Here is a 13,400-nt window from a genome sequence, read left to right as displayed (position 1 = left end):
GTGAAATAAGTTAGCTTCGTAACATATGATCCATAAAAAAGCTGCATCACCTTCCTCAATATTTAAGCGCAATACTAAATGGTGTAGCCGGTAACCCTTGATCGTTATATAGATTTGCATTTTCAGGATTGGTTGCCCATGCATAGCGTACATATTTAGGGGCTTTTATACTGTCATGCCAAACCGTTACTTGGTTGCTTTCTAACTTTGCATTTGCCCAAATAAATTCCTTATCTTCAGCGGCAATAGCAAAGCCAAATAGCTTCCCCCCCTTTACCAATAGGCCTTTATTAACGTGCTTAAAACTAATTGTTACCAGGCCATTATTTACAACCGCCTGATCAACTAATGGACTGGTATAATTTAGCTGTTTTTCACCGTAAATCAGGTTACGCGCAGCTAAGGCTAAACGCTCTCCTACAGTCTTTTTATCTAATGGGTGAATATTATGCCGTTCGCCAGTATCTATCGCTAACGCCATAGCTGTGTTTTCTACCGTATTTGCTACATACGTTTGTTCGGCTCTAAGCTCAGCCCATTTACTTTCAGCTGGACTTTCATCAGGCATTTGAAAATTAGCTATTTGCACAAACATAAATGGTAATTTAGGTTGTGAAAACAAATCTCTCCATAGCGAGATTAACTCTGTAAACTGCTTGGCATAGTTCTTTGGTGATCTAGCATTACTCTCGCCTTGATACCAAATAACGCCGGCAAATTTCATCGATTTTAACGGCGCTATCATGGCGTTATAAAAGCCTGTTGGTTTGAAATCCAGGCTGGTGCGATGCATTAGGATAAAAGGGATTTTCTTTTTGTTAGGATTTTGCTTTCGCCAAGCTTGTCGCTCTTGCTGGTATTCATTTTTTAATTGCTTAACATAGTCATCGTTGCCTAGTTTATAGGCCAGTGCTTGAGCATCTGGAAAGTCTTTTAATGACTCGATACTCATCCAGCTATCTGCCGGTGTAGATCCCACACTGGAAGAAATAATGCCAATCGGTACTTTATATTTTTGGTATAGATCTTTAGCAAAAAACCAAGCAACAGCTGAGAAGTTACCTACAGTTCCAGCACGTGCCGTTTGCCAGTGCCCACCTTCAATATCCTGTTGAGGCCCGCTAAAGTTGTAGTGCCTTTTTACTTTAAAGTGACGAACATCAGGGTAATCGCTGAGGTTGGTTTCATTTGGAAACTTGCTAAAAACCTCTTTCAGTTTAAATCCCATGTTTGATTGACCGCCGGCCAAAAAAACGTCGCCAAAAGCAATGTTCTTGATCTCGAGTGTATTTTGACCCACAACTTTTAGCGACTGTTCAGTTGCTACAGATTGTGAGGGTAGTCTAATTAACCAGTTGCCATTTTTATCGGCTTGCCCGTAATAAGTTTCGTCCTTAAAAACAACAGCAATTTGCTCATTTTCTGAGGCGGTTCCCCAAATATTTATTGGTTGTTCTCGTTGTATAACCATTGAGTCTGCAAATACTGTGGCAAGCTTTACTTGTGCTTCAGCTTTGCCAATCAACAATGAAAGGTTAAATGAAGAAAGTAAAACAAATATCAATGTTCTAAAGATGGCGTTTTTATCTAGAAGTACGTTCAACATAAATTAAGAGTTATTTGAATATTGTGCAGTAAATACTACTCCATATTCATTATGTATGATATATATTAATTATTGCAAATTCGTATAATAAATAATCATCGAAAAATTTAGTACTAAATATTAACTGCCGCAATCGTAATAATATTTAAGGTGCTTAGGATCAACAATTTATAGGTTAAGTTAGGTCAACTATGAACAATGTAAAACGCTACAAAGAAAGACTTTTAAAATGTATTTTGCTCGTACTTTTGTTCTCTACAAGCAGTATTGGCGCCAAAGAAAAGTACGATACAAGTCATCAATCATTATCTTCTTACGATGTGCCACAGTGGTACAGTGAGGGTAAGTTAGGTTTTTTTATGCACTTAGGCGTTTTCTCTGTTCCTGCCTATAAGAATGAATGGTATCCGACGAATATGTACTACACCGCTGACAATCCGAATATGCAAAGACATCCTGATTATGCGATGTCATTTGTGGAGCATCACACTAAAAAATACGGCGACCGTAAATCCTTTGGTTATAAAGATTTAATTCCAGCGCTGACTTTAGAAAAATTTGATGCTAATTATTACGCCGATTTGATCGCTAACACTGGTGCCACATATTTTGCCGCACCTGCAATACATCATGATGGCTTTGCAATGTGGGACTCTAAAGAAATTGAATGGAATTCTTCTAAAATGGGGCCAAAGCGTGACGTGGTTAAAGAGTTGACTGAAGCCATGCGCAAAAAAGGCATTAAAACTGGCGTATCAACACATTACGGCAGACACTGGAAATATTATAACTTTCGTCCACAGTTTGATACTTGGGACCCTGCGAATGAAGGCCTTTATGGTAAACGTCGCAAAGATACCGACCCACCTCGCCCAGAAGATGCGCTGAAATGGGAGCGGGTAATGAATGAGCTTATCGATAACTACCAGCCTGATTATATTTTTGTCGACGGTGGTGTTTGTGATGCGCGAACAGAATACAACAAGGATTATTTTAGCGATGCAATGCGCCGTGTTACCGCAAACTTTTACAACACTAGCTCAGCGTTAAATAAAACCGTCGCTTTATCGTGGAAACGCGACGCCATGCAAGAAGGTGAAGGTATACATGATACAGAAGGACAACTTGAGGGCGCAATAAAGCAGCGCCCTTGGCAGGCTCACTATACGGTAAATGGCAGTTGGGGTTATGCAGGGGAAAAGCCCGCTTTTGCTACTGATAGTCTACTGCGTGGGTTTATTGATATTGTCAGCCGCAATGGAAATTTGCTGCTCAATATTGGCCCAAGACCTGATGGCACATTAGATAAAGCTCAAGAAAAAGCTTTAATAGAAATTGGCGAGTGGATGCAAATTAATGGTGAAGGCATTCACAAAACAAAACCATGGTCTACTTATGGTACAGGTAAACTTAATAGTTTACAGGCAGGTGGAAACGGCAATTGGAAATATGAGAAAAAAGCCATTCGTTACACCCAAAAGGATGACACACTTTATGCTTGGTTTGTAGATTGGCCAGAAAGCGGACAAGTCAAACTGCCACAAGCAGCTGAATTTAATGCAAATAAAATAGAACTGATAAGTGCTAATAGCTCTGTACCTTTTACGAATAAAGATAACGACATTATTGTTAGCCTGCCTAAGAATAAAACTGGAAAATACGTGTGGGGATTAAGATTAAGTAGATGAGTTTAATTTACTCTATTTAGAATAAGTATAATGGTTAAGCAATGGCTCTGTTAATTAACGGAGCCATAGTTTACTAATCGACTAATATAATAGCATCACTACTTGGAAAGTTTGATGGCACAGGATAGGTCACTTGCTGAGTTGCGGTCCACTGTAAAGCACGAATCAATAGAACTCGAAAACCAACACTGCGAAAGTTTAACCCTTCTTCCTGCATCAAATGTCCCAACATTGTTGTATAAACTCGGCCATCACCATAGTTAACAATCCAGTCTATGGGTTCATTACGTTTACTGTCTTTTGACCAAGCGTAGTGTAGCACCGTCATATTCTTTGCTGGCCCACGCTGACCATGAGAAAGCTGTTCCATAGCATGCATCCATTTTTGTGGAAATCCAACGGTGATTGGGTGATCTCTCTCGAAAACCGTCATCACAAAGTCATGGTTCTCTTTATGACCAGCACCTAGTCCTTCGCCTTTAGGGATATAAACAAGCTTATCCGTTGCATCAACAATCACACCTCGGCCAAAGCTCGGGTTGCGCCACCCTAAACCAATCATTTCGTTATAAGCCTGCCAATTTAGAAACGCGTTATTTGCCGCATGAAAATTAACAACACCTCCGCCATTTTTTACATAACTCTCAAAAGCTTTTTCAACAGCGTCGGGCCAACGTTTTCCATTACTGTTATGACCTCCATTGAAGTTATTCAAAATAACATCATAAGCAGAAAATTCAGGACGCCACCTGCTCCACTCTTTGTCTGTTGCTTCCCGTGATGGCGTTGTAGAAACAGTGATATCAAAAAGCCCACTAGGCTCTAGAATCGCCTTAATACGAGCGGTAGTCTCCTGCCAGTTGTGGTTATTTATGCCATCAACAATAAGTACCTTAATTAACTCATTCGGTTTGTTATCACTTTCGATCCTTATAGGAATATCGATTGTAGAAGATACAACAGGTTTTGATATTTCTTTATTTGGTTCACTGCTTTGACCACACGAATATAAACACGTGGAAAATATGAATACTATAAGATATTTATAATTCATAAAATTTACCCTGTTGTGGAGTTCCCATAAGTAGCTTAATTACACATAGATTATTAAAGGTCGCTTAATGCACCATTGAGTTTCATCGCCAAACCAGCTTCATCTTTAAAGCTTATCTCTTTAGCACCATACTTTAATTTAACGGTTTTGCCGTTAACGGTATGACCCACTTTAAGAATATCAACTTGCTTCAGTTGACCTTTTTCCCAAGCCATATCAATTTCAAAACCACCACGTGCGCGTAGCCCTTTAATTTCACCACTAGGCCATGCGTTAGGAAGTGCTGGTAACAACTCTATGGCACTATCGTGAGATTGTAATAGCATTTCTGCGATGCCCGCAGTTGCCCCCATGTTGCCATCAAGTTGAAACGGTGGGTGAGCAGATAAGAAGTTATGGTAAACGCCACTATCATACTGGCCATGATTATTTACTAACACACCTGAGCTGTCGGTTTCTTTGAAGCCAACTAATCTCATGGTGCGCTGTAATAACTTATGGGCGCGGTCGCCATCAGCTAAACGTGCCCATAGATTCATTTTCCAACCTAAAGACCAACCAGTACCATTATCACCACGAGCATTAAGCGAAACTTTAGCCGCATCTGCCAATTTAGGTGTACTTAATCGTCCAATTTGGTTTCCCGGATAAACGGCAAACATGTGCGAAACATGACGATGTTTACTGTTTGGATTATCTCGATCTTCAGCCCACTCTTGCAATTGTCCCCAATGACCAATTTGCGGTGGCAGTAGTTTTGCTTTTGCTGTTTCTACTCTATCTGTAAAAGAGCAATCATAAGCAGCCACTTCACAAGCACTTAAGTAGTTGGTGAATAAGTTATAAACAATTTGGTGATCCATAGAAGCACCGCCAGAAATGCCCCCATGTTCCGGTGAGTAGCTTGGAATAGAAATCAGTTGGCCCTGCTCATTTTCTTGTAAGTACTCTAGCCAAAATAATGCCGCTTGCTCCATAGTAGGCAGTGCACCTTCTGCGAGATAAGCTTGTTCGCCATTAAAGTCATAGTGTTGCCACTGATGCTGACTTAACCAAGCAGCTCCAGCAGGAAAGTAGCCCCAAGGAAATCCCCAACCAGTAGCGGTATAACCAAAGATGTTATTCATCGTATTGACCACCCAACCATTTACCCCAAAAAAGGCTTTGGCACTTACTTGACCTGGCGTAACTAAACTTTGAGTGTACTCTAGGAGTGGTTCATGAGTTTCTGCTAAGTTAGTCACTTCTGCAGGCCAGTAAATCATTTGAGCATTAATATTAAAGTGATAGTCTGATGCCCATGCAGGAACCAGAGAGTCATTCCATTTACCTTGCAAATTAGCCGGTAGAGATCCCGGTCTCGAGCTACTAATGAGTAAGTAACGGCCGTACTGAAAAAACAACGCTTCTAAGTCTACGTCACTTGCTGTTTTACTATAATTTAGGATACGTTGATCTGTTGCCATCTCAGAGTTTGAATCACCACCATTATCTAGCGTAAGAGCAACTCGGTGAAACAGTGACTGGTAATCACTAACATGCTCTATTAGTAGTGATTGATAATCTTTGCTCGCAACTGATGCTAACGTTTCTTGGTTAAATTTAGCGTAATCATTGCCTTTGTATTTAGGTGCTACATCTTGGTAATCGGTTGCTGCAGTAAGTACTAAAGTCATGGCATTAGCGCCAACAATGTGAGCCAGACCATCTTTAATGTTAACTTCGCCACCTTCAACACGAACTTCTAATCTTGCTTCCATTGCCATGCCATTGTCAGCAACATGGCCTGTTAAAATTAAAACATTACTTTCACTGTGCACTTGAGTTGGGTGCAAAGAATCTAAACGAACGCTGTAATCTACGCCGGCTTTCGCATCGTTTTCATAACGAAATGCCATGACCCTTGACGGGTAATTAGCAAAATATTCACGTTTATGATTTATTTGGCCATCAAGGTACTTCACAGTAACTAAGCCAGTCTCAAGGTCCAGCGTTCTGGTGTAATTTGAGGTATCATTTTTGACCACTTGGTTAACATAGACATCAGCAAACGCTTGATACGCACCAAAGTCACCAAAACTATGACCTTTAGCACTTTTTTCTTCTTTGCTAATTTTACCGGTTAACTCTGTTTTTGCTAATGCATGTGCTTGCTCAAACTTGCCATCATTCACTAATTTTCGTACTTCAGGTAATACTTTATACGCACCTTTACGATTACCGCTGGTGTAGCTTTCACTACTACCAGGACCACCTGCCCACAACGATTGTTCATTAAATTGAATACGGTCTTCTTCAATGCCACCAAATAGCATCGCCCCCATAAAACCATTACCAATGGGCAATGCTTGTGTCATCCAATCTGTCGCAGGTTTTTTATACCAAAGACGATGTTTACCTGTGCTAACTTTGATTGGTTGGCTATATTTATTTTTTACAGAAAGACTGGCTCCTTTAGTCGCGGTTTCAGGTTCACCACAAGCCGAAATTATAAATGTAGTTATTGCAATGCCCGCCAATTTTAATGAGTTTGTTATTGCAATATAGTTGTTATTATTCAAACCGTAATTCCTCTATTTTTATATTTCTAGTTGGTACTGCCAAACACTTCTATTTCACCCACTCCGAAAGGTTTGCTCGTATCATCGACTGAAAAGGTTGCTTTTAAAAAACGCACCTTGGTATTGTCTTTTACGTCAAAGCTAACATTGGGTGTGCCAGCTTTTACAAATTTACCATCGGCAACGGTTACCCAGTCTTTTTGATTGGTTGATGTTTCAATATCAATTTTTACATCGGCTGCCGGCTTAAAAGAAAACTCAACGCGCTCAACGTCATAGAAATTCTCCATATCCAGCTCCCACCAAACGTTACCCTGCTTAGCATTTTTGTCGAACTTAGGTACCCATTGACGCCACTTGTGGCCATCATTTGCATAGCTAGGATCACTTGTCCCTTTTGAGTTAGTACGATTAGGACGAGCGTCTGAGACTCTTACCGGTGCTTGCTCTTTAATCGCTTTGGTTAAGCGATAATCAATATAAGGTCGGTCTTCTACTATCTTTGAAACACCTTGTTCAAATAAAGGTGTACCCATTGTAGTTATTTCAATTTGAGCTGGTTCTAAGCCGGAAGATGTAGCTTCAATTACTGTGACACCACCATGATAAGAGCGAAACTCAGTGGCAGCATGGCCATCTAAGATTTGAATATCATTACGAGTGGTCTTTTTAAAGGTAATGCTTCTACCAGTAGCAAACTCTCCAGGGCCTGAAACTATGGTTAAAGTAACCGTTGGGCTGTTGGAAATATGCGTTCCATTGGCATCCAATACTTGTACATTGATATGAGCATCATCGGTAGCATCTGTACCTTTAATTGTTGTTTTATCAGCAAACAACTTTAGGCTTTTAGGTGTTCCTTGAATTGGCCACTTAGGAGGCGCAATGCCTTTAAAGTAATTACGATACCAATACCAAGATCTCTTTGGTATACGAGCAAAATCGACAATGCCCATTTCCCCCATATTGCCAGCAATACTGCCATGGTCGAAACCACACCAAATTGCATGTCCACTGCGCCATTTAGGCTTTTCACCACCATTTAAATGAGAGGACCAACAAGCGTCATACTCCCCTGGACGGTCGGTAACACAAGAGCCATACTCACTAACCATATTTGGCATGCCAGGATCTCTATCTCTGGTTGCACCATCACCGTTATAGCCAGCAATATCCCCTAATATGTCGACGCCTGCACGTTGAGCACCACCAATCATTGCCTTTCGAGTAGGGTCAAGCTTATGTGATAAGTCGACCATATCACTGAGCAAGCCCTTCATATCGTCAATGACGGCATTGGCGCTAAAGAATGGTTCATTACTCATGCTCCATGCGATAACCGAAGGACTGTTTCTATTAATAAGAATTAGCTCTGCAAGGCTAGCGGCTGCACTTTCCTCGTAAGCTTGTTTGTCTTTGTCATGAATAGGATAAGTACTTGAGTCCCAATAACCATCTTCTTTAAAGCCACCGATGCCCCAAACACTATTTTCAGGAATAAACATTAAACCAAGTTCATCACACACTTGGGTGAAGTAAGGATGATGAGGGTAATGCGAACCACGAATTAAATTAAAGCCGGCGTCTTTCATTAATTTTAGGTCTCGGTAAACACCGGCTTTGGTTACGGCATCGCCCCAACCTGCATGGTCTTGATGGACATTTACGCCTTCAAGGTACAAATGTTCGCCGTTTAAGAAAAAACCGCTGTCGGCAGTCCACTCTACCCACCTAAAACCAAATTGCGTTAGGTAGCTATCAACCTCTGTATTGTTTTCATAAATGGTGGTCTTAGCTTGGTACAAATTTGGTGAGTCTGGCGACCATAATTTTGGTTGCTTTATTTCATCACTGAGTTGCTCAATTTCGAGTGCCTCATTGGCTCCAATAGCTAGTTTAGAAACCATTTCAATTAATTGAGTATCACTACTATCAACTATTAGTGTTTTTAAGGTGAAGTTTCTGGCTTTGCTACTGTTATTTTCTATCGTGGTTTGTACATTAACAGTCGCATTTTCTTTGTTAACTATTGGGGTAGTTACAAATGTACCGTTCCAAGCAACATGCAAAGGGTGAGTTACACTAAGATAAACATCACGGTAAATACCGCCACTAAATACATGCTCACCAGCGCGAGGAGCAAGTTGTGCATCCCAAAGGTTATTTACCCTAACGGCTAGTAAGTTTTCGCCTGCCTTTGCCGCTTTCGATATATCAACAGTAAAGCCAGTATAACCACCACGATGGTCACCAACTTTTTCGCCATTTAGATAAATTTCAGCGACTTGAAACACGCCATCAAACTCAAGAGATATATTTTTATTTAACCATTCTTGGTCAATTTTAAGCGATTTTTTATACCAGCCAAAACCGGTATAAAAACTTTCCGAGCGGAAATAAGGCAGACTAAATGAATGGGGTAAACCTACGTTTTGCCATTGTGCTAACTTTGCACCTTTATTTGAAAAATCATCGGTATCAGAACTAAAGGTAAACTGCCAATCACGGTTTATATTTTCTTTTATTCGAGCGTTTTGGTTATCTTCAGAAAATGGTTTGAGTGTTGTAAAAATAACTATCAAAGCTAAAATCACGATCAAATATTTGGGTAAAGTTTTCATCTAATGTCTCTGTTTAGCAAAAGCAGATCTAGTTATTGTTGTTAAGCTTTTACACCTTATATTTAACACATCACTCACATTATGTATGATAAATATTACTATATATAAATATACAAGTTAAAGAGCTAATAGTCAAAATTAAGACTATTAGCCGAACTAAAGCCCTGCTTTACTATTTATTATTTATGTTCAACTAAGGTTAATTTAATCACTTCATGTAGGCCATCAGGTCCTGCAGGAGGGTTATCGATAACAAGCTCACCGTTTTTATAGCTGAACTCGATGGTTTCACCAGTTCGTAATAAAGTGACTGATGTAACTGCGGGTACGCTTTGTACTTTGATTGGTTTTCCAGGTTCAGTATGGGTGTAATATGGTTTTTTCCATCGTCCCCAAGAGTTAAAATCTTTCTGCTCACCAGGTCTTGCATGTAAGTACCAAGTTTTGCCATCGCTAGATGTGGTAATAGGGACATTTGATTGCTCTGGAAAATGTGTTCCTTTCGTATCAAATACCGATACATCAGCCCACGCCATCCAATTACTCATTTTTTCCATTGCTTCATAATTGGCAGGTGCGAGGGTGCCGTCTTCACGTGGAGACATATTTAACAACATGTTACCTTGCCATGAACGAATTCTAGCAAGCGCATATAAGGTATCGGTTAAGTTGCCCGTCTGATTACCTAAGTCATTATTTGCATGATAAAACCAACCTGAACGGTTAAAGGTCATGCACACTTCCCATGCAGTATCTTGCTCAATCAATTTTTTAATGTATTGCCACTCTAGGGTATGAAACCCTTCCGGGGTAACATAATGAGATCCTGGAAATTTTCCTTTTTTCTTACCGTCGTGGTAAAAATTTCCACGATTATTAAAGAGCATATCTGGGTTATATTTTTTGACAGTTTCGTCATAACTAACAGGTAATCCGGTATCCCACCACCAAATATCAGGTCGATATTTATCCATCACTTCAAAGGCCATTTGACGCTTTTGTTCAATGATTTCCATAGGTAATGGTTTTATTGATTTCCGCGCTAGTGGTTGGCCAGAAAAGTCCCAACCTATAGCATCATTACCCCATTTGTAGTTCATGTAATTTTTATCTAAATACCAATCAACTGCAGAAAAATAAAAACCGACTTTCATGTCATTAGCTCGTGCGGCATCAACATAAGGCTGCAATAAGTCTTTACTATCCAGGTATTTTTGCACGCCAAGATCGGTGTGCTTAGTTGGCCATAGCGTATAACCATCGTGATGCTTTGAGGTAAGTACAGTATATTTAAAGCCAGCTTTTTTAGCGGCATCTAACCACATTTTAGGATCATATTTTTCGGCGGTAAATCCTTGAGGCGCGCGATTGTAGTAATCTTCGGGTACCACTTTAGGCTGGTTTGGCTCTCCTTTTTTGGCCTGCCTTATACGCCAGACATCTTCAATATCTGGAATTGAGGCAGGTCCCCAATGAATAAACAGACCTAAACCTGCGTTTTTAAACCATTGTCCCTTTTCAGTAATAGGTAATGGGTTTTGTAATTGGTAACGATGAGGTAACCCTTTATCTTGCTCGGCCTTACCTGCCATGTTTGCTGCCATATCAGCAACAGCGTTAAGCTGCTCTAACGAATCGTCCTTGGCATTAGATGAGCCAACGTCTTGTTTGCTACAAGACGCCAAAACGAGTATTGATATAGTCAGTAAACTGCGCTTAATAATGGTGGTTTTATTTTTATTCATAACATTTATTGTTTTTCTTTCGACTCTAAAATTAAGGTTTCAACCCAAATAGGATTTTTACCAGTGTTATATTGCTCTACTTTAGTTAAGTGTCCTGTTTCCTTATCCCTTTGATAAACGCCTAATTTGTCTTCTTTTTGGCCGGCAACATAAAGAAAGTCGCCGCGTTTATTTATGGTAAATGAACGGGGAAAGTGCTCACTGGCAAACTTCTCAACTAGGATTAATTGTCCACTTGTAGGGTGTATCTTATAGGCGATGATTTGGTCGAATTGCTTTTGCTGATCGCGACTGGATATATATAAAAATTTATTATCCGGTGACATATGTAAATCTGCATTGGTTATTCGCCCTGTTGTGTCATCGCTATTGGTTAGTGTTTGACTCAGGGTGAGTGTTCCACCTGCTGTTACTTGCCAAATAGCGACACCCGGCTGCATTCTTTCTTGTGTTGAATAGGCAACATTTAATGTTGGGTGAAATAGTAAATGCCGAGGTTGTAATGCGCCTTTTTGTGGCCCTAAAGCCGGGTCAATCTGTTCGACCTTCCCTGTAGCGTTATCAAACGATAATTGAAATATTTTATTGGGGCCGGTAGCAGGAACAAACAGCATATTATTATCGGGAGAAAATCGTGCTGCATGAGCTTTTTGTTCAAGCTTCACCTGCTGTACCAGTTCTCCCTTGTAAACGCCATTATCGAGTTTCCAAATGGAGACTGCTCCCTTGCCATAATCTGCACCCGCGATAAATTGATCACTTGCATCGCTTTTAAGCTCGGTAGTTTTCCCATCGATAGGAGCGTTATGAATAAGTGTTAATCTGCCGCTGTCGGAAACTGTATAGGTGGCAATTGAATTTTGTTTGCGTTTGCCATTGATGAGCGCGCGGGCATAAAGAAATTTTTTGTTGTGAGAAAAAGTGAATACCGAAATCCCCTTCAGCTCTACTTTTTGAACATTGGTTAATGCGCCAGTTTGATCATTGACTTTCTTTACTTCTATTGCATCACCTGATGACAAATAAAGCATCTCTTGCGCTGCTAAAGAAGGCGCGAATAAAGATGCTAATAGCAAAATGAAAGCACCACTTGTTTTAGGAGTCATCATCAATATTCTTATTTATTATGTTGGGCAAATTTAGATAATTTACATCATCAGAGCGATTCAATAAATTCATTAAATATCGGCTTTACTAATGACTTTTTCTTAAAGTAAAAGGTGTGATTGCCACCTTTAACTTCAATTAAATTGAAGTTTTCTACACCTAACTCTGCTGCTTTATGCTTAAAGTCCAGGTAGTGGTACGGCTTTACCAAACGGTCTTCATCACCATGCAAAATTGTCACTGGCGCTTGTTTTTTATTGATGTAAGAGAGTGGCGAAATAGCGTTTAAAAACTCAGTATTTTCCGCCTGCTCTTTACTGAATAATTTCATACCAGATTTTTTACCGATACGTTTGATAAAATTCGTTGGCCCGGAAACTGCAAAAACAGACTTAACCTCATTGCTATATTGAGCATACTTACCACTGTTAAAAACATCTTCAGGTGATAGTGCCGCCATCAATGCCAAATGCGCCCCGGCACTATAACCCCATAGGCCAATCCTCTTAGTATCAATGGGTATGTTTGGACTTAACGATTTTATAAAACGAATCGCTTGTTTGGTATCTTCTATACAGGCAGGAAATGGTGCGTCCGCTAGTAATCGATAAGAAACAGTAATACCAATATAACCTTTTTGTGCAGCATTAATTGCCATCCAAGCGGCATCATCTTTATCGCCTTTTCGCCAGCCACCACCATGAATAAACACCACTGTTGGTTTAAGCTCGGTACTCGACTTGTTATAGGCTATGCCGATTTGGTTTGCTCTTGGCTCAACAGAATCCCCATAGGACATAACTTCATAGGTTATACCGGTGGGTACCTTTATGTCTCTGGCAGGGCTTCTACCCGTTCGCTGCTCTGCTAGGGCTGAAAAAGTACACATGAGTAATAAGCTAGACATGCAAGCTATTCTGGTTAAATATCGCATCATAATGCTACTCGCGTTGATGATAGTTAAGTGTTTATGGTTTTCCATTTAAGCTTAAAAGCAAAACGCCCAAACAAATAATCT

8 protein-coding genes are annotated in these 13,400 nt (G+C 40.1%); 1 reads left to right on the top strand and 7 read right to left on the bottom strand.

Annotated elements, in window-relative coordinates; all coding sequences use genetic code 11:
- Positions 1-55 precede the first annotated feature (55 nt).
- Positions 56-1,606: a sialate O-acetylesterase gene (locus RI845_RS03135; RefSeq protein ID WP_348388303.1), complete on the bottom strand. Its 1,551-nt coding sequence runs from the start codon at positions 1,604-1,606 to the stop codon at positions 56-58.
- Between the two features lie 191 nt (positions 1,607-1,797).
- Here RI845_RS03135 and RI845_RS03130 point away from each other — a divergent pair, with 191 nt between their 5' ends.
- Positions 1,798-3,294 (top strand): alpha-L-fucosidase, encoded by a 1,497-nt coding sequence (locus tag RI845_RS03130; RefSeq protein ID WP_348388302.1) that lies wholly within the window; start codon positions 1,798-1,800, stop codon positions 3,292-3,294.
- Positions 3,295-3,367: 73 nt separating this feature from the next.
- Here the strand turns inward: RI845_RS03130 and RI845_RS03125 are convergent, their stop codons facing one another.
- The 6 genes from RI845_RS03125 to RI845_RS03100 all read right to left on the bottom strand — a co-directional run bounded on the left by RI845_RS03125 (position 3,368) and on the right by RI845_RS03100 (position 13,289).
- On the bottom strand, positions 3,368-4,348 hold the full coding sequence (locus tag RI845_RS03125; RefSeq protein ID WP_348388301.1) for a ThuA domain-containing protein: 981 nt from the start codon (positions 4,346-4,348) through the stop codon (positions 3,368-3,370).
- Positions 4,349-4,401: 53 nt separating this feature from the next.
- Positions 4,402-6,909, bottom strand: coding sequence for a glycoside hydrolase family 95 protein (locus RI845_RS03120; RefSeq protein WP_348388300.1), 2,508 nt, complete (start codon positions 6,907-6,909; stop codon positions 4,402-4,404).
- Positions 6,910-6,935: 26 nt separating this feature from the next.
- Positions 6,936-9,530: a glycoside hydrolase family 2 protein gene (locus tag RI845_RS03115; RefSeq protein WP_348388299.1), complete on the bottom strand. Its 2,595-nt coding sequence runs from the start codon at positions 9,528-9,530 to the stop codon at positions 6,936-6,938.
- A gap of 179 nt (positions 9,531-9,709) precedes the next feature.
- The gene (locus RI845_RS03110; protein ID WP_348388298.1) at positions 9,710-11,275 is read right to left on the bottom strand and encodes an alpha-L-fucosidase; all 1,566 of its coding nucleotides are present in this window, start codon (positions 11,273-11,275) and stop codon (positions 9,710-9,712) included.
- Positions 11,276-11,280: 5 nt separating this feature from the next.
- Positions 11,281-12,384, bottom strand: coding sequence for a lactonase family protein (locus RI845_RS03105; RefSeq protein ID WP_348388297.1), 1,104 nt, complete (start codon positions 12,382-12,384; stop codon positions 11,281-11,283).
- A 47-nt stretch (positions 12,385-12,431) separates the two neighbouring features.
- Entirely contained in the window at positions 12,432-13,289 is an 858-nt protein-coding gene (locus RI845_RS03100; RefSeq protein WP_348388296.1) for an alpha/beta hydrolase, read from the bottom strand.
- Positions 13,290-13,400 lie beyond the last annotated feature (111 nt).

The organism is Thalassotalea nanhaiensis (genome assembly GCF_031583575.1).
GTDB lineage: Bacteria > Pseudomonadota > Gammaproteobacteria > Enterobacterales > Alteromonadaceae > Thalassotalea_A > Thalassotalea_A nanhaiensis.
This window is presented reverse-complemented; position numbering and strand designations above follow the sequence as displayed.